Raw genomic sequence first — 17,389 nt, 5'->3', positions numbered from 1 at the left:
CCGCGCCCGGGCCGGGGCGCGGCGGGTGTGCCTCGGGCGTGCGCCGGTCAGCTCGCGCTGGGCGCGGGCGTGGACGGGGCGGCCGTCGTGGTGGCGGCAGGGGTGGCCGCCGGGCTGGCGCCGCCCGACGCGGACGGAGCCGGGGTGCCGCCGGGCGCGGCGGAGGGGGTGCCGCTCGCGCCGTCCGTCGGTGCGGCCGTCGCCGGGGCCGTCCCGCTGCCGCCCGGGGCGGGGGTGGTCGCCCCGGCGCTCGGGGCGGTGGTCGCGGACGGCTTGCAGCCCTCCTGCTTGGCCATGGCCGCGCCGAGCTCGCCGCGCTGCAGCTTGGCCTGCGCCTGGGTGGACAGGGTGGCCAGCTGCTGCACCTGGTCGGCGACGCTGCGCAGCCCGTCGGCGAACTTGGCCTGATCGGTGTTGGGCAGCGCGTCCAGCTTCTTCTGGACGTCCAGGTAGCCGTCGGCCGCCTTGTTCAGCTCGGCGACGGTGTCCTTCTGCAGGTTCGCGCCGTCGTCCACCTTGGGCGCCCCGGCCGCGTCGACGGCCTTCGCGATGTCCTGGTTGGTCTTGGCGAGGCGCCCGATGTCGGCGGAGAGCCGCTTCTGCAGGTCGGCCGGGGCCTCGCCGGTCTTCACCTGGCCGGTGTCGGCGAGCGCCGCCTGGGCCTGGGCGATCGGGTCCTTGGCCGCGCCGCAGACGTTCGACGCCCAGGACTCCAGCTGCTTGCTGTTGTCGTCGCCGCAGCCGACGGCGCCGAACGCGAGCAGCACGCCGAGGGCGGGTACGGTCAGCAATCGCTTGTTCACCGGGAGAGGCCTTTCGGTACGGTCGTCTTCGGTCGTGTTCGGTCGTCGAACCTACACGGCCGCCGATCCGCCTCCGGTTCCCGGCCGGCACGGCGCTCTTGCGCCCGGCCCTCTTCGCCCGGCTCAGGCCCGCCCGGTGCCCGCCCCGGACCCGTCGGGACCCGGCTCAGGCCCGGACGACGCGGATCGGGTCGCCCGGCCGGGTGGTGGGCAACACCGGTTCGTCGGCGGCTGTTCGGCGCTGCCGCCGAACGCGGTCATGAACTCGGCGTGCATGCCCTGCTCGGCCGCGATCGCACCGGCCGCGTCGTCCGCGAAGGCCCGTACGTCCTCCTCGCCCCAGGTGCCGGCCGACGAGCCGATCGGCAGCTCCGCCCGGAGTGCCTCGGCGGTGGGGGTGGCCCGCAGGGTGGCGGTCGCCTGACCGGCCGGCCACAGAATGCGTATCCGCATGGTCGCCCTCTTCCGCGACAGGTCCGATCGTCGATCGGACCCGGCCGTGCCGGAAGCAGCGAACCGCCGGATTCAACAGTTTGTCAACGGTATCCCCAGCGATGGACGCACGGGGCAGCCGGACAGCCAGGACCTGCCTGCCCTCGGCCTCAGATGCCTTCTGCCGGCCTCAGACCGCGACGGCGTCGACCGAGACCGGCCAGCTCATCCGGATCAGGGCACCGCCCGCGCCGTTGGTGACCTCCAGGTCCTCGACCAGGCCGGTGATCACGGCCAGGCCCAGGGTGTCCTCGTCCGGGTCGCCGCCCTCGGCCGCACCGGAGGCCGGGGCGGCCGACGGGCCGGCCTCGTCCTCGACCTCGATGAGGAAACGCTTCTCCTGGTCGGTCAGCGCGACCCTGACCGTGCCGCCGATGCCACCGCGCTGGTGCAGCCCGACCGCGCGGGAGCACGCCTCGCCGACGGCGAGCCGTACCTCGTCGAGCACCGACTCGTCGACCCCGGCCCGTCTGGCGACTGCCGCGGCGACCAGCCGGGCCGTCCGGACGTGCTCGGGAAGCGCGCTGAATCGAAGTTCGACGGTTGCCATCTCTCCCCCTCGGGGTGCTCCGACCGGGGCCGACGTCGCGGCCCCTGCGGGCCGGCCGAACCGGCCCCGGTGCGGCCGGGAGCAACCGGGGCGACGAAGCCCCGACCGCCCGGACGCGTGAATCGGGCGGGCCGGCCACGGGGACCGGCCCGGCCGCGTCAGTCGGTCGCGCTGACCGCGTCGTCCACCGAAGTGTGGATCGGGAAGACCTTGGTCAGGCCGGTGATGCGGAAGATCTTCAGGATGCGCTCCTGGTTGCAGACGAGGCGCAGCGAGCCCTCGTGGGCACGCACCCGCTTCAGACCGCCCACCAGCACACCCAGACCGGTCGAATCGAGGAAGTCCACACCCTCCATGTCGACGACGAGGTGGTACTTGCCGTCGTTGACGAGCTCGACCAGCTGCTCCCGCAGCTTCGGGGCGGTGTACACATCGATCTCGCCGCCAACCTCGACGACCGTACGATCGCCGACTGAACGGGTCGACAGGGACAGGTCCACGGAACCTCCAGCACCTTGCCTTGCTACGTCATGTGCGTTCCTCGGCCGGACGGCCGCCACCGCATGGTCGCGAGCCCCGGGCGCGCCCAGCCAACGCGTGGCAAGCCTCGGCGCTGCGACCCACGGCCATACGGCCGTCACGGCCACATTCAACCACCTGCGACCATGCCCGCACGATGGCTTACGACGATTCTCCGTCACGCCGGTGACACACTGGGTCCCCATGCCGCCCCGACACAGCCTGCCCGAGGCACTACTGACGACCCTGTCCACCACCCGCGGGCGGTCCGACCGGCTCACCCATACGGAGCACCTTCCCGCCCGACCTGCGCGTTATGCGCCCTGGCCGGACTCGATCCGTCCCGAGATCGCGGCCGCCGCCCGCACCGTCGGAGTGGAACAGCCCTGGGTGCACCAGGCGGAAGCCATGAACCTGGCCAAAACCGGCCAGACTGTGGTGATCGCCACAGGGACCGCCTCGGGCAAGTCGCTCGGCTACCTGGCCCCGGTCCTGAGCGATCTGCTGGACGGCACCGAAGCCCGCAACGGCCGTGGTGCGACCGCCCTCTACCTCGCCCCGACCAAGGCGCTCGCCGCCGACCAGCGCCGCCGCGCCGCCGAACTCGCCCCGCCCCGGGTCCGGGCCGCCCTCTACGACGGCGACACCCCGCCCGAGGAGCGCGAGTGGGTCCGCCAGTACGCCTCGTACGTGCTCACCAACCCGGACATGCTGCACCGGGGCATCCTGCCCGCCCATGCCCGCTGGTCCTCCTTCCTCAAGGTGCTGCGCTACGTGGTTGTCGACGAGTGCCACAGCTACCGGGGCGTGTTCGGCTCGCACGTCGCCCAGGTGCTGCGGCGGCTGCGCCGCGTCTGCGCCCGTTACGGTTCGTCACCCACCTTCCTGCTCGCCTCCGCCACCACCGCCGACCCGGCCGCCACCGCCGGCCGACTGACCGGCCTGCCCGCCGTCGCCGTCACCGAGGACGCCTCGCCGCGCGGGCCGATGGTCTTCGGCCTCTGGGAGCCGCCGCTGACCGAGAACGTCGGCGAGCACGGCGCGCCCGTCCGCCGCACCGCCACCGCCGAGGCGGCGTACCTGCTCACGGACCTCGTCGAGCAGCAGACCCGGACCGTCGTGTTCGTCCGCTCCCGCCGGGCCGCCGAACTCGTCGCGCTCCAGGCCCAGGACCAGCTCGGCCGACCGCTCGCCGACCGGGTGGCCGCCTACCGCGGCGGCTACCTCGCCGATGAACGCCGGGCCCTGGAACGCGCCCTGCACAGCGGCCGGCTGCTCGGCCTCGCCTCCACCTCCGCTCTCGAACTGGGCGTCGACGTCTCCGGCCTCGACGCCGTCCTGATGGCGGGCTACCCCGGCACCCGGGCCTCGCTGTGGCAGCAGGCGGGCCGGGCCGGGCGCGAGGCCCAGGGCGCGCTGGCCGTCCTGATCGCCCGGGACGACCCGCTGGACACCTACCTGGTGCACCACCCCGAGGCGCTGTTCGCGGCGCCCGTCGAGGCCACCGTGCTCGACCCCGACAACCCGCACGTCCTCGCCCCGCACCTGTGCGCGGCCGCGGCCGAACTCCCGCTCACCGACGCCGACCTGGAGCTGTTCGGCCCCTCCACCGCACCGCTGCTCCCCGTCCTGGAGCGCCGCGGCCTGCTGCGCCGCCGCAGCGACGGCTCCTGGTACTGGACCCGCCGCGAACGCGCGGCCGACGCCGTCGACCTGCGCGGCAGCGGCGGCAGCCCGGTGCAGATCGTCGAGGCCGACACCGGCCGGTTGCTCGGCACGGTGGACGCCTCCGCCGCCCACACCACGGTCCACACCGGGGCCGTCCATCTGCACCAGGGACGCACCTTCCTGGTCCGCGAACTCGACCTGGAGAACTCCGTCGCCCTGGTCGACGCGGCCGACCCGCCGTACACCACGGCCGCCCGCGACATCACCTCCATCTCCGTGCTCGACACCGACACCACCGTCCGCTGGGGCGAGGGCCGGCTCAGCTTCGGTTCGGTGGAGGTGGTCAACCAGGTGGTCGGCTACCTCCGGAAGCGGATCTCCACCGGGGAGATCATGGGCGAGAGCAAGCTCGACCTGCCGCCCCGCACGCTGCGCACCCGGGCAGTCTGGTGGTCCGTCACCGAGGACCAGCTCCTCGACGCGGACATCCCGCTCGACCGGTTGCCCGGTGCCGCCCACGCCGCCGAGCACGCCTCGATCGGCCTGCTGCCGCTGTTCGCCACCTGCGACCGCTGGGACATCGGCGGCGTCTCCGTCCCGCTGCACCCCGACACCGAGCTGCCCACGGTGTTCGTCTACGACGGCCACCCGGGCGGGGCCGGCTTCGCGGAACGCGGCTTCCAGCGGGCCGTCCAGTGGCTGACGGCCACTCGCGAGGCGATCGCCGCCTGCGAGTGCGAGCGCGGCTGCCCCTCCTGCGTGCAGTCGCCCAAGTGCGGCAACGGGAACGACCCGCTGGACAAGGCCGCGGCCGTCCGGCTTCTGGACGTCCTGCTGGCCGGCTCCCCGGAGGCGGCGGACGGGGCTCCCACCCCCACCGACACCGGCTCATGAGCCCTCCTCCGCCGGGGTGACCGCGGCCCGGAGCGGGCCGGCACGGGCCCGGGCTCGCGCCGGACCGACCGGGAGCCGTACGGGCAGCCCCACGACGGGCACCTCGGCCACCACCTCGACGGCGTCCTCGTCCCGGTCCACCGCGCAGGACACCAGGCCCGCCCCCTGCGCGGCGACGATCCCGAGCGCCCGCCCGCACCCGCCGTCCGGGTCCAGCAACAGCCGGTCCGCCGCCGCGAGAGCCGCGAGATCGGCCGCCGCCTCGGCCCGGTGCCGGGCGACGACGACCGCACCGAACGACATCGTCGCCGCGAACACCGAGCAGCCGAGCATCGCGAAGGCCAGCAGCCAGACCGTCGCCGAGCCGGTGTCCGCCGACCCGCCACGTCCGCGCGCAGTGGCGGCCCGGAACCGCACTCGTACCGCCGACCACAGCCACCGGGTCAGGTCGGCCATGTCGCTCCTCCTCCCACCAACGTGTCCTCCCGCGCCGCCACTGCGGCGGCGCTGAGCCGCACCGAGAGCAGGCCGGCGAGCCTGCCCGGCGCCCCGCAGGGCGCCTCCACGGTGACCCGCACGGTGTCGGCCGCCAGAGCCACCTCGACCTGCGCCCCGGGCGGCGCCGCCTCGCGGGCGACCTCGGCCGCGCCGACCTCCCCGCGGGCAGCGGCCCGGGCACCGGCCCGGGCCGCGTCCACGCATCGGATCTGGGCCGCCGCCGCGAGCACACCCCAGATCAGCAGCACCGCGAGCAGCACCAGCGCCGGCATGGCCACCGCCGTCTCCGCCGTGACGAACCCCGCGTCACCGCGCACCCGGCTGCGCCCCCGCCCCCTACGTCGCATGGAGCGCCCGCTCCAGCAGATCGGTCAGTGCCCCCGTGACGGTCGCACTGGTCACCACCTTGTAGAGCCCGGCCGCGAAAGCACACGCGCCCAGCGTGCCGACCGCGTACTCCGCCGTGGTCATCCCGGCGTCCGACCGGCCCCTGGCACGGGCCACCCGCCGGACCCTGCGCGCCACCCAGCGTCCTCGCTGCCTCCACACCCCGGGCAACGGCCGGGACGGAAGAGCGTTCACGAGCCTGGGTGCGATCACAACAGCCATGGTCTTCTCCTCATTGGTTTCGACTGATTTCGACTGGTTTCGGATGCATGCGATGAACTCGATGGATGTCGATCCGCGGGCCGCGGCAATCGACGTACTGGGCACCCCGCCCCTCCCTCACATCGCCAGAGCGAAGCGGCTGGTCAGCCCCACGACGACCGGCACGACGCCGATCAGCACGAAGGCCGGGAGGAAGCAGAGCCCGAGCGGCGCGGTGGCCAGCACCCCGGCCCGGCGGACCCGGGCGTGGGCCGCCCTGCCCGCCGCCGTCCGCCGGGCGTGGGCGAGCCCGGTCAGCGGCCCGGCCGCCGGGGAGCCGCCGAGGCTCGTACGGACCATGCAGCGGGCCAGCGGAGCCAGCGAAGGGTGCTGCTCGCCCAGCCGGCTCCAGCACAGTTCCGGCGGCGCGCCCAAGGCCAGTTCGGCCCCGATCGCCACCAGCCGGGGCCCCATCGGAGCACCCACACTCCGCCCGACCGCCATGACCGCCACGGAGGGCGAGGCCGCCGAACCGAGGCAGGCCGCCAACAACTCGGCGCTCAGCGGTAGTTGTCGGGTGAGCAGCTCCTCCTCCAGCTCCGCCCGCCGATCGGCCGGCGACCGTGCCCGCGCCAACGCCCGGTAGGCGCCCACTGCCAGGACCACCCCGCCGAGCAGACCGAGGCCACCGCCGAGCAGCAGTGCCGCTCCGGAGCCCACCACGGCCGCCATCACCGACCGCCGCAGCGCCCCACCCTCGTCCCGTGCCAACGGCACCGGCCGCACCACCGGCGCCCGCCCGAGGAGCCGGACTGAGGCCCGACGCCGCCTCGCCCACCGGAGCATCGGCACAACTCCCGCCGCCACAGCAGCCGTCACGGCCATCGCACCCCGCATCACCCCGCCACCGCCTCTGCCCCGACAGTCCCGCTGCTCGCCCACAGGCCGTGCCAAGCCCGCCGACGCGACAGACCGGCCCGCGCCCGCCCGGTGCTCCGGACGCCCCGCTCACCACGTGTCCGCCCGGAGCGGCGTGTGGAGGCCTCCAGAGCCCCGGGCGCCGCCCGCCCGACTCTCGGCGCCCGCGCCGCCCACGAGCCCGGCGCAACAGCACCGCCCCCCGGGCCCGCAGGCCCCTCCAGACCACCCCGAGCCGCCGCCCGCACGATCCGCGCCGTCCAGGCCACTCCCAGCCCTTCCAGGCCCGCGCCCACCGCGAGGCACCCGAGCCCGGCGGACGTGTGCAGGAGGACGTCCACCGGCCTCGCCCCCATCGCGGTGCCCAGCAACAGCCCGGCCGCCGGCAGGGCCGCCAGGACGGCGATCGTCGTTCGCGGACCGGCCAGTTCACCGGCGATCTCCTCGGCCAGGGCCTGCTCGCCGCGCAGCGCCTCCGCTACCCGGTCCAGCGCGGCGGCCAGCCCCGAGCCCCCGTCGGAGGCGACCCACCAGCAGGCCGCGATCGACGCCGCCCCACTCCCGCCCGGGAGTTCGGCGAGCAGGTGGAGCGCGGCGGGCACATCGCCCCCGTACCGGCCGGCCGCCAGCCGTGCCATCGGCTCCTCGCCCAGCCTGCGCAGGGCCTCCGGATCGGCAGCGGTGCGCGCCGTCACCACGTGGAGCGCCTGCTCGGGCGTCGACCCGCTGCGCAACTCCCCGGCCAGCCCGGCGCAGAGTTCGACCACACCGGCCGCCCGGCGCCTCGCCTCCACCGCCACGCTCCGCCGCCGACGCCACCGCCGAAGCGGCACGACGCCGAGCGCGCCAACGAGCACCGGCACCGGCGAGGCCGTAGCGGACCCGGCCGCCAATCCCGCGGGGAGGAGCAGCAGTTCGGGAACCAGCCACTGCGGCGGCCCGGATGCTCCCGCCGGCCTCATGGACGGGACCGGCGGCCCGGCGCCCGCCAGCACCAGCCTGGACCGCCGGCCGCCCGGCATCTGCTGCTGCACCGCGTGCCACCCGCCGAGCGCGACCACGCACAACGCCATGGCCCACCACAGCGAGATCTGACTGTTGATCATCTTGTGAACCTCCTCGTCATTGACCCTTCCTGCCCCGGTCCCCCAGCAGTGCGAGGGCACCCGCCGAGAGCACGCTCAGCAGCAGGACGAACCCGAGTTCCGCCGCCCGCACGCTCGCCTCCGCGAGCCCCGTCACGGCGGCCCCGCCGAGAGCGTGACCCCGCGCGCCGCCAGCAGCCCGGTCAGCCGCTCCCAGCCGGCCTTCGGGACCGTGCCGCCCTCCGCCGTGAACTCCACCGCCGGGATGGTCACGGCCAGGCCGTCACCGTCCCCCGCCAGCGTGTGGATCTCGGCCACCCGGCGCCGCCCCGAGCCCGGCTCCCGGACCAGGTGCACCACCAGGTCCAGCGCGGCCCGGAGTTGGCTGTGCAACGCCGGACGGTCGAGCCCGGCGAGCGAGCCCAGCGCCTCCAGCCGCACCGGCACGTCCGCCGCCGTATTGGCGTGGACCGTCCCGCAGCCGCCCTCGTGGCCGGTGTTCAGCGCGGCCAGCAGGTCCGACACCTCGGCCCCGCGCACCTCGCCGATGACCAGCCGGTCGGGCCGCATCCGCAGTGCCTGCCGGACGAGGTCCCGGAGGGTGAGCTCGCCGAGCCCCTCCTGGTTGGGCGGCCTGCTCTGCAACCGGACCACGTGCGGATGGGCCGGTTGCAGCTCGGCGGAGTCCTCGGCGACCACGATCCGCTCGTCCGGGCCGGCGAGGCCGAGCAGGGCCGCGAGGAGGGTGGTCTTGCCCGTCCCCGTGCCGCCGGAGACCAGGAGCGACAGCCGGGCCCGCACGATGCCGGCCAGCAGGTCGGCGCCCTCCGGCGGCAGCGCCCCGCCCGCCACCAACTCGGCGAGCGTGAACGGCCGGGGCCGGCAGACCCGCAGCGAGATGTGCGTACAGCCGGCCGCGATCGGCGGCAGTACGGCGTGCAGCCTGGTGCCGTCCGGGAGCCGGGCGTCCACCCAGGGACGGGCGTCGTCCAGCCGCCGCCCCGCCGCGGTGGCCAGCCGGTGGGCCAGCCGCCGCACCGCCTCGGCGTCGGCGAAGCGGACCGCGGTGGCCCGGTGCAGGCCGCCGCCACGGTCGACCCACACCTCCTCCGGACCGTTCACCAGGACGTCCGTGACATCGGGCTCCGCCAGCAGCCGGTCCAGCGGGCCCGCGCCCACCAGTTCGGCGCGCAGCGAGCGCACGGTGTCCAGGACCTCGTCCCCGCCGAGCGGCGGCCTGGTGGCACGCAGCGCGGCGGCGACGGAGCCGTCCGTCGGAGCGGCGCCCGACTCGGCCAGCCGCAGCCGGACCGCGTCCAGCAGTGCCGCCGTCCGCTCCTCCCGGGCCGTCCGCCCGTACGGGCAGGGGCGGGACTGCCGGGACGGCTCGTCCGGTGGCGGCGGGACGCTCCGGAGCGGCCGGTGCTCCCGCGCGCCGCCGGCCCGGCCGAGCGAGCCGCCCGGACCGCCGGTGCCGCCCGGACCGCCCGAACCGCCCGAACCGGCCCCGGCTCCTGTTCTACGCAGACGGACCATCAGTACACACCTCCGCCGACCGCCGGCACCGGCGGCAGCACCTCGTCCAGGAAGGTCGCGCAGAAGCGCGCGAGCGGGCCGCTGTCCCGCGTGCCGGGCGGCACGCCCTTCTCGACGTCCTCGGCCAGGCCGGGCTCCGGCTCCAGCTCCCCCGCGAGCTCCAGCCGCAGCCCGCGGGCGATGCGCCCGGCCGGGAGTCCGCGCGCCCACAACGGGCGCACCACCGCCCGGACGTCCCCGAGCCGCATCCGGGCCGCCGCCGCGACCCGGTCGGCGGCGGCCACCGCCCGCAGCTCGGCCGGGACCACCAGCAGGGCCAGGTCGGACTGCTCCAGCGCCTGCCCGGCCGCCGCGTCGAGATGGCGCGCCACGTCGACCACCACCAGTCCGCCACGCCGTCTGGAGGCCGCCAGGACGCTGCGCATGGCCTCGGGCGGCACGGCCAGGGTGTCGCCACGGTCCCAGGAGAGGCAGGACAGCCTGGACGGCCGTTTGAGCGCTGGCAGCGCACGGGCCAGCTCGGCACCGCTGACCCGGCCGCGCGAGCCGACCAGATCGGGCCAGCGCAGCCCGCGGGCCGTCTCGCCGCCGAGGAGGATGTCGAGGCCGCCGCCCAGCGAAACCGACGAGTTCCCGAATTCCGGAGGCAGAACAGCCACGAACCCGCTGCAGATGGCCTGTTCTGACCGAGAACCTGCAACGGGTTCAGGCCAAGGCGTAAGCCCGGCGCAAAGCACCCCCCGCAATAAGCTGCCAGGTCCCGCCCTCAGCTCGGTGTGGACTGGGCCGCCGGGGTGGATCCCTGGTGCCGCCAGCTGCGGAGGAGTCATGCCGATCAAGGTGGCCGCGTATGTTCGTTATCTCGATAAATGCGCACCGGTAGCGCCGAGTAACGAAGGCAGGGCTCGATGGCTGAGGAACAGACATTTTCCGTACAGGTCAATTTCCGCGGCTGCCTCCATACCGTGACAGTCCGCGGAAGGTGTGGCCCGCCGCCAATGGTAATGATGGTGTTTAAACAGGGAGAGATCCCGCCTCCGTCTGGGCGCCTGCGCTTCGAGTGTTCAGTGTGTAAAGGTGCGGGCACATTCCAGTTCACGGCGCCACACAGCGGCTGGGATCGGCCGTTTTCGGTTGTCAAGGTGGAGCACTCAACGTGACTGACGTGGTCGAGGCCGCCGAACTGAGTGGCGACGACAACGAAAAGAAGGCCTTTGCTTGGGAAGTTATTAAGAACTCCAACGATGTCGTCTTGTCCTTCGCCAAGCTGATGGCGACCGTCGCACTGACGGCCGTCGGCGTAGTGCTAACGCTAGCCAAGTTGGTCGAGTTGGAGAAGTACTCCACTGCCTGGCTGGTCTGGCTCACCATTGTGTGCGCCGGGTTTTTCGTCGCGAGTCTCATGTTCTCGTATGCGGTCCATGCCCGTCACATTCTTGTTGGCCCGGATGACTACGATGATGTAGTAGAGCAAGTCTTGGAAGCCGCTCAACATAGACACCGGGCTACGACGGTCGGGCTGCTGGTCCTTGGGGCAGCGACAGTGGGGGCGATCATTCTGATCGTGGCTGCACTCGAATCCGCATAGAATCAAGAACCGTCCGAGACGGATCGGCACTCTTCGAACGACGATCGGCCCCGCCCCCACTCGCCGGATTGCCCCTGATCACGCTTGGATGGGATCCACCTTTTTATCCGGGTGGGCGGCAGCAACGTATCTCGTGGCGGTCGCGCTGCAGATTCCGAAGACGCGCATGAGGCGGACCGGGTCGGCGGTTTCCCGGGCCTCGTCGTAGATCCGGTCCTGCCGGAGCTTGCCTGCGCTGATGCCGACCCGCTCGAATGGGTTCTTGATGACCTCCCAGCCGACCAGGGGGTGAAGGTCGTTGACCGCGGTCTGCCTGCTGGTGATCAGGTAGGGGTTGGTGCAGTCTGGCCAGCGCTCGAAGCGTTCGGTGATCAAGGCGGTCGCGAGGTTCAGGGTGAGTTCGTCGAGATAGACCACGTGGTCCATGCGGCCGGGGCGGCGGACTCGTAGCTGGCCTCGGGCCCGGTCGAGGTCTTCCAACCGCAGTTGGCGGATCTGGGTCATGGCGAGGGCGTGGACCGCTGCCAGGGTGACGATCAGCTTGTCGCGGGTGCCGGGGACCTTGTCGAGCAGGCCGCGGAGGCGGTCCGAGGGCAGAGGAGTCGGCAGGTGTCGCGCGACTGCCAGGGCGACGGTGCGGGCAGGATCACGGAAGATCAGCCGCTCGCGTTTCAAGGCCCGGAACATCGAGCGGAGACTGACGTGGACGGCCCGGGCGGCGGTTCCTCGAAGCGGCTCCAGGACCTCTTCGATGTGCTCTTTGGTGACCTCTTTGGGGTCGCCGAGGCCGCTTGCGTCCCAGGCCCGCAGGGTAGCGGCGACGTCGTGGACGTAGTGCCTGACGGTCACCGAGGCGAGGGAGTTGCTCGGCTTGCTGCCCTGCCCGGTCAGCACGTCGATCCATGCGTGGACCGCGTCGCCGAACGCCTTCGGCAACTCGTCCGCGATCCTGCGAGCCGTCACAAGCTGGCTGTCCACCGGTGTGTCGGCGGCCAGGAGACCTCGCCGTCGCAGGTAGTTGACGACGCGGGCGCCTTGGTGGTTCGAGCTGAGGGCCGCCACCGCCTTCACGTCGCGCTCGGGGATCGGCGCGTCGGCGCCGAGGTGGGCGACCAGGATCCGCAGGGTGCGGGTGCTGCCGCCCAGCTGGGCCCGCGACCAGCCGCGTTGGCTGATGTATGCGGCGAAGTCGCCCATCACCTCCTCGGCGAGGGCGGTCAGCGCGGGCAACTCGGCCTCGTCCAGCCTCCTCCAGTCCCGAGGCGGGGTGGAGAACAGCTCCAGCTGCCCCGGGTCGACCAGGTGGGCAGAGGCCGCGTGGGCGGCCCGCTCTGCGGCCTGTGCGAGCCGGCGCTTGGATTCGAAGCGACCCTTGCGGCGGGGACCCGGGTAGCGCGCGTCGAGCGTCCGCAGTTGCGGTGCGGCGTCACCGCCGAGCCACAACTGGTCGCCGCCGACCATGGCGATGCCGGCGAAGTCGACCTTGGTCTCGGTGGTCACCATCCGGCAGAACCGGCAGAGCCCGTCAGCCTTGGCAACGGGAAGGACCCGGTGGCAGCGCTCGCATTCACCGGCGCCGCGGTGCAAGTAGGACCACTGGCGGCAGTCAAGGCAGACGGTGAGACCGTCGTTGGCCCAGGCGAAGCAGTGACCACAACTTCCGTGGCTTAGTTCAGAGTTGGGGACAAGCCGGGCCCGCTTGAGGGCCAGTAGTCCGGCGCGGTCCAGGGCTTCGCCGACGGTGGGGTGCATCATCGGCAGCTGCCGCACCACCTCCGGCCGGACCTGCCGTTCACCGGGCTCGCGCGCGGCCAAGGCCAGGCGGGCCATGCCCCAAGTCAGCCGGAACCAGGCGGCCTTGACGCCTCTGGCCTTGGCGATATTCCTCAGTTCGGCGATGACCAGATCAAGGTCAGGCAGGTCTCGGTCGTGGATGCGGGGCGGGTCGTACTTCGTGAAGGACCGCCGCGGGGTGGGGAACAAGGGGAGCTGGCCGGACATCTCCGGCGGACAGATCCGTGGGTCGTCCTGCACCGGCGTCGGGCAGAGCTCGCGCACCCACGGCGGGATCTTCTGGACCACCATCGGCCGGTCGTGCCTTCGCAGCGGCAACGCCTCGGGCAGGGTGACCCCGGCCAGCGAGAACGCCAGCTGCAGGGGCCGACCCGGCGGCAGGTAGCCGCGTTTGACCTCCGACCACATCCACTCTTCGTCCTGGCCTGCACGGACGGCCAGCAGGCAGGCCCGGCAGGTGCCGTCCCGACCGACCGGCTGGGGGTAGCCGCAGCGGCGGCAAGTCCCCCAGTGCCGCCCCTGTGTGCCCTTGGCGGCCCAGCCCCGCATGCGTCCGCAGGGCAGGCAGACCCAGTGCATGGTGACCTCGCCCCAGCCCGCGCAGTACTCGCAGGAGCCAACCGGGGGCCGCTTCCGTCGTGCCATCGTCGCGTCCCGGTCAGTTCGGGGGCATCGAGCGCCGCCGCCCGCCGCTGCCCGGCTTGGGGACCGGCCGGAGCGGGCCGGACGGCCCGGCTCCGCCACCGCCGGCGGCCGCCTGCTTCTCGGTTTCGCGCCCCCCGCCGGCCACCTCGACCGGCTCGGCCTCCATCAGGTCCGCGACAGTGCAGTCCAGCGCGGTGCAGATCATGTCCAGGTCGTCGAGCCTGATCGTGATCGGCTTGTTCGACCACAGGGCCGCGACCTTGCTCAGCGAGGGGGTGAACCCGACCTCGGCGAAGGCTGCCTGCAACTGGGTGGGGCGCCAGATGTCGCGCCGGGCGGCGACCCAGCGCAGGTTCCACTTCATCGGATCACGCTTCCAAGCTCAGCCGGCGAACTGCTCGCCGGGAAGACTCCAGACTCTGCCTCTCCGGGTCGCCCTTGGCGGTCGCAAGATACCCAACCGTAGTGGTCGCCCAGGTGTGGCCCAACAAGACCTGCACGTCCCACAACGGCATGCCGGCCTCGTAGTTGTGGGTCGCGCAAGCATGGCGAAGGAGATGCGGGAAAAGCTCGGTGACCAGCCCCTTCAGGTGCTGCTTGGAAGCAGTCTTCAGGGCCCTGCGGAAGGTGTCCGGCAACACCGCCGGGGCGATCGGCATGTTCAGCGCGGCGATCGCCTTCGGCAGCCGCTCGGAGGGGAACAGGGGCGCGTGCGGATCGCTCGCGTCGTCGCGGAACTCGCCGCGGATCTCCTCGATGTACCACCACAGCAGGTCACGGCCCTCCTGGAACAGGAACGCCTCCCGCTCGCGCGGTCCGGAGCCGCGGGCGCCCTTGCCGAAGACGAGGAAGCGCCCCCACTGGCCGTTCTCCCAGTGGACATCGCCCATCCGCACCGCGCAGAGCTCGGCGGCCCGCACCCCGGAGATGTAGGTGAGCTTGGACATCACGTAGTTCCGGGCGGCCACCGGGTACTTCCGCTCGGTCGGCAGCGCGTCCCGCCACGAGGCGAAGAACTCCTTCATCGCCCGGGCGGACGGCGGGATCCGCAGCCCGAAGTCGCCGCGGTGCCGTGGCCGGTTGAACGGGTCGATCGGCGACTCCACCGCCGCCCCGAACCGTCGCAGGATCTCACCCGCGTAGCGCTGTTCGAGGAAGGCGAAGTAGCCGTCGATCTTCGTCAGCTTCGCCCTCATTGTGGTGTGCTTCCCCGGCTTGCCGGGCCCGGCGAAGTACCGGTCCAGGTCCCGCGAAGTCAGCCGCCACGGGACGACGTCGTAGAACGAGCAGACCTCCAGCACCGGCGCCACCAGCGTCTGCAGCGTCTTCGCCGACAGCCCCGCCACGTCCCTCGCCCAGCAGTACTCGGCGAGCGTGTCCTGAAACAGGGCCCGCTCGTCCGCTGGCGTGGAGGTCTCGGCAGCCTTCCGCTGCAGGGTGAGCACATCGGCCAGGCCCGGCTCCCCGGGCCGGTCCTGCACATCGACGCCGCTACCGCCGGTGATCAGCGAGAGACGGCGAGTCTCGGAATCTGCCACGAGGCAGCAAATTACGCGCCGAACTCCTGGAATCTGCCAGCAACCGGGACAATCTCACACGATCGAGTGGAGATCCCTTGCAGGGCTGTGACCAGCCCGAACAGCGCAAACCCAGCACCAAGGCTCACTGGCGAACCCGTCGGATCTCCACTTGGATCGCCGTCGATCAGCATCGTCCGCCGGCCGGACCGCGCCGCGGTGACCGCGAGGGCGCAGGCCAGGGTGGAGGCCCCGGCACCGCCGCGGCCGCCGAGCACGGCGACGGTGAGCGCCGGGGGCCCGACGCCCTCGGCCGCGTCGGCGATCCGGTCGAGCAGCCAGGCCTCGGCGTCCGGGAGGAACAGCACGTGCTCGGCGCCGAGTTGGACCGCTCTGACCCACACCTCCGGGTCGTCCAGGTCCAGTCCGAGCAGCAGAACCCCGGCGCGCCGGGGCAGGCCCGCGCACAGGGCCACCTGGTCGTCCCCGACCAGGACCAGCGAGGAACTCTCCCAGAGGCCGCGGGTCGGCGGGGCACCGCGGATCAGCTGCGGATCGGTGCCCGCGGCCGCGCAGAGCCGCAACAGGTGCTCGGCGAGGCGCTCGTCCCCGGTGAGGACCAGCGGTCCGGTGGCTCCGGGCCCCTCGACGGCGGTGTGGCCGGTGATCGGCGTCGACATGGTGGTCTCCCCTCCGCGCCGTGGACCGCTCGCGGCGGCCGACGGCGCACGTCCGACGGTTCCGGCGGACGGCCGCCCGGGAGGGCCCGGGAGAGGCCCTGAGGGAGGCCCCGGCGACCGCCGCCGACCCTCACGGTGGAGGTTGATCCGGATTCCGTCATCGGGCTTCCGAATCCCTGTGGACAACTCAACGCCTGTGGATAAATGCGTTCACCCGGGCGGGGGGCTAATGAGCCAAGAATTGACGAACCGGGATCACGGAGATGAACCGGGGACTCCGGTCGCGCTTACCGCGTGACCTTGCCGGACACGTCGCGCGGAGCCGTCCGAGCGCCCGCGGCGCCGGAACGGGGGCGGCAAGTGGCCACCGGCGCGCATGAGCAAATGGCAACACAGAGTGACGAAAGATGGTGGACGGACCCCCGCGCCGACACCCCCTGTACACCTCGGGCAGCCTGCCGCGCATACCTGCCACGAGGCGCCTTCAAGCCCTGAAAATGGCCCCGGACGTGCGACGACCCCCGCCGGGGGGGAGAGCGGGGGTCGTCTATCCACAGCCCGACTCGGGGGGGAGGAGCCGGACCGGGTTAGCACGGTCGCGAACGATCCGTGACTTCCATGGTGTACCCGAGAGGCCAGAAACACAAACCCGCACGCCCACGAGTACGCCGAATGGCGGGGTGTTTTGTGGCTCCCTCTATCCTCGGTTCCCGTGGACACCACCGAGAACGCCGACGACCGCGCCGACGACTCCGCGGGCGGCACCACCGAGCCCGCCGAGGCCCCCGCTCCCGCCCGCCCCCGGCCGGGCGGCACGCGCACAGCGGCCTTCTTCGACCTGGACAAGACCATCATCGCCAAGTCGAGCGCACTGGCCTTCAGCCGCCCGTTCTACCAGGGCGGCCTGATCAACCGTCGGGCCGTACTGCGCAGCGCGTACGCCCAGTTCGTGTTCCTGGTCGGCGGCGCGGACCACGACCAGATGGAGAAGATGCGCGAGTACCTCTCGTCGCTCACCCGGGGCTGGAACGTGCAGCAGGTCCGCGAGATCGTCGCCGAGACACTGCACAACCTGATCGATCCGATCATCTACGACGAGGCCGCTTCGCTGATCGAGCAGCACCACGCGGCCGGCCGGGACGTGGTGATCGTCAGCAGCTCGGGCTCCGAGGTGGTCGAGCCGATCGGCGCCCTGCTCGGCGCGGACCACGTGATCGCCACCAGGCTGAAGATCGAGGACGGCTGCTACACCGGCGAGATCGAGTACTACGCCTACGCCGAGAACAAGGCCGCCGCCATCCGGGAGTTGGCTGACACCGAGGGCTACGACCTGGCCCAGTCCTACGCCTACAGCGACTCCTCCACCGACCTGCCGCTGCTGGAGGCCGTCGGCCACCCGTCCGCCGTCAACCCGGACCGCGCACTGCGGAAGGAGGCGGCGGCCCGGGAGTGGCCTGTGCTGGTCTTCGACAAGCCGGTGGAACTGCGGCGCCGGCTCCCGGAGTTCTCCACTCCGAGCGGCTCGGTGCTCACCGCCGTGGCGGTCGGGACGGCCGTGCTGACCGCCGGCGTGATCTGGTACCTGGCCCGGCGCCGCCGGCCGGCGCCCTGAGC

17 protein-coding genes and 1 pseudogene are annotated in these 17,389 nt (G+C 72.9%); 3 read left to right on the top strand and 15 right to left on the bottom strand.

The window, feature by feature from the left end:
* Nucleotides 1–47 precede the first annotated feature (47 nt).
* The 4 genes from ACWCXH_RS25600 to bldG all read right to left on the bottom strand — a co-directional run bounded on the left by ACWCXH_RS25600 (nucleotide 48) and on the right by bldG (nucleotide 2,345).
* Nucleotides 48–803: a small secreted protein gene (locus tag ACWCXH_RS25600; protein ID WP_449803813.1), complete on the bottom strand. Its 756-nt coding sequence runs from the start codon at nucleotides 801–803 to the stop codon at nucleotides 48–50.
* 123 nt (nucleotides 804–926) lie between these two features.
* The gene (locus ACWCXH_RS25595) at nucleotides 927–1,256 is read right to left on the bottom strand and encodes a hypothetical protein (protein ID WP_449803812.1); all 330 of its coding nucleotides are present in this window, start codon (nucleotides 1,254–1,256) and stop codon (nucleotides 927–929) included.
* 169 nt (nucleotides 1,257–1,425) lie between these two features.
* Nucleotides 1,426–1,845, bottom strand: coding sequence for an ATP-binding protein (locus ACWCXH_RS25590; protein WP_449803811.1), 420 nt, complete (start codon nucleotides 1,843–1,845; stop codon nucleotides 1,426–1,428).
* A 158-nt stretch (nucleotides 1,846–2,003) separates the two neighbouring features.
* Nucleotides 2,004–2,345: an anti-sigma factor antagonist BldG gene (bldG, locus tag ACWCXH_RS25585; protein ID WP_030240921.1), complete on the bottom strand. Its 342-nt coding sequence runs from the start codon at nucleotides 2,343–2,345 to the stop codon at nucleotides 2,004–2,006.
* A 223-nt stretch (nucleotides 2,346–2,568) separates the two neighbouring features.
* On the opposite strand from bldG, the gene ACWCXH_RS25580 reads away from it, so the two are divergent.
* Nucleotides 2,569–4,926 (top strand): DEAD/DEAH box helicase, encoded by a 2,358-nt coding sequence (locus ACWCXH_RS25580; protein WP_449803810.1) that lies wholly within the window; start codon nucleotides 2,569–2,571, stop codon nucleotides 4,924–4,926.
* On the opposite strand, the gene ACWCXH_RS25575 is transcribed toward ACWCXH_RS25580, so the two are convergent.
* The 7 genes from ACWCXH_RS25575 to ssd (ACWCXH_RS25545) form a co-directional block, all read right to left on the bottom strand.
* A complete protein-coding gene (locus tag ACWCXH_RS25575) occupies nucleotides 4,921–5,382 on the bottom strand; it encodes an Rv3654c family TadE-like protein (protein WP_449803809.1) in 462 nt (153 codons plus the stop codon). The two genes, ACWCXH_RS25580 and ACWCXH_RS25575, sit on opposite strands and share 6 nt — an antisense overlap.
* A complete protein-coding gene (locus tag ACWCXH_RS25570) occupies nucleotides 5,370–5,771 on the bottom strand; it encodes a TadE family type IV pilus minor pilin (protein ID WP_449803808.1) in 402 nt (133 codons plus the stop codon). Before ACWCXH_RS25570 ends, ACWCXH_RS25575 begins: the two co-directional genes overlap by 13 nt.
* Nucleotides 5,761–5,949 carry a DUF4244 domain-containing protein gene (locus ACWCXH_RS25565; protein ID WP_449803807.1) on the bottom strand — a complete coding sequence of 63 codons (189 nt, stop codon included), beginning with the start codon at nucleotides 5,947–5,949 and terminating at the stop codon, nucleotides 5,761–5,763. The genes ACWCXH_RS25570 and ACWCXH_RS25565 overlap by 11 nt, the downstream gene beginning before the upstream one ends.
* Before the next feature lie 201 nt (nucleotides 5,950–6,150).
* On the bottom strand, nucleotides 6,151–6,789 hold the full coding sequence (locus ACWCXH_RS25560) for a type II secretion system F family protein (protein WP_449803806.1): 639 nt from the start codon (nucleotides 6,787–6,789) through the stop codon (nucleotides 6,151–6,153).
* Nucleotides 6,790–6,908: 119 nt separating this feature from the next.
* Nucleotides 6,909–8,036, bottom strand: coding sequence for a type II secretion system F family protein (locus ACWCXH_RS25555; protein WP_449803805.1), 1,128 nt, complete (start codon nucleotides 8,034–8,036; stop codon nucleotides 6,909–6,911).
* Nucleotides 8,037–8,168: 132 nt separating this feature from the next.
* Nucleotides 8,169–9,551, bottom strand: a complete 1,383-nt coding sequence (locus ACWCXH_RS25550; RefSeq protein WP_449803804.1) for a TadA family conjugal transfer-associated ATPase — start codon at nucleotides 9,549–9,551, stop codon at nucleotides 8,169–8,171.
* A complete protein-coding gene (gene ssd / locus ACWCXH_RS25545) occupies nucleotides 9,551–10,210 on the bottom strand; it encodes a septum site-determining protein Ssd (RefSeq protein ID WP_449803803.1) in 660 nt (219 codons plus the stop codon). The genes ACWCXH_RS25550 and ssd (ACWCXH_RS25545) overlap by 1 nt, the downstream gene beginning before the upstream one ends.
* Nucleotides 10,211–10,707: 497 nt before the next feature.
* On the opposite strand from ssd (ACWCXH_RS25545), the gene ACWCXH_RS25540 reads away from it, so the two are divergent.
* Nucleotides 10,708–11,139 (top strand): hypothetical protein, encoded by a 432-nt coding sequence (locus ACWCXH_RS25540; RefSeq protein WP_449803802.1) that lies wholly within the window; start codon nucleotides 10,708–10,710, stop codon nucleotides 11,137–11,139.
* A 78-nt stretch (nucleotides 11,140–11,217) separates the two neighbouring features.
* Here ACWCXH_RS25540 and ACWCXH_RS25535 read toward each other — a convergent pair whose 3' ends face one another.
* The 4 genes and pseudogenes from ACWCXH_RS25535 to ssd (ACWCXH_RS25520) all read right to left on the bottom strand — a co-directional run.
* Nucleotides 11,218–13,197, bottom strand: a complete 1,980-nt coding sequence (locus tag ACWCXH_RS25535) for a tyrosine-type recombinase/integrase (protein WP_449803801.1) — start codon at nucleotides 13,195–13,197, stop codon at nucleotides 11,218–11,220.
* A 394-nt stretch (nucleotides 13,198–13,591) separates the two neighbouring features.
* Nucleotides 13,592–13,942: a helix-turn-helix domain-containing protein gene (locus ACWCXH_RS25530; protein WP_449803800.1), complete on the bottom strand. Its 351-nt coding sequence runs from the start codon at nucleotides 13,940–13,942 to the stop codon at nucleotides 13,592–13,594.
* 4 nt (nucleotides 13,943–13,946) lie between these two features.
* Nucleotides 13,947–15,083, bottom strand: a complete 1,137-nt coding sequence (locus ACWCXH_RS25525) for a tyrosine-type recombinase/integrase (protein WP_449803824.1) — start codon at nucleotides 15,081–15,083, stop codon at nucleotides 13,947–13,949.
* Nucleotides 15,084–15,232: 149 nt separating this feature from the next.
* A pseudogene (gene ssd / locus ACWCXH_RS25520) lies at nucleotides 15,233–15,775 on the bottom strand (septum site-determining protein Ssd); the annotation flags it as partial.
* 712 nt (nucleotides 15,776–16,487) lie between these two features.
* On the opposite strand from ssd (ACWCXH_RS25520), the gene ACWCXH_RS25515 reads away from it, so the two are divergent.
* On the top strand, nucleotides 16,488–17,387 hold the full coding sequence (locus ACWCXH_RS25515; protein ID WP_449803799.1) for an HAD family hydrolase: 900 nt from the start codon (nucleotides 16,488–16,490) through the stop codon (nucleotides 17,385–17,387).
* The last annotated feature ends 2 nt before the right edge of the window (nucleotides 17,388–17,389 follow it).

The sequence above is a fragment of the Kitasatospora sp. NPDC001660 genome (assembly GCF_053596725.1).
This window is presented reverse-complemented; position numbering and strand designations above follow the sequence as displayed.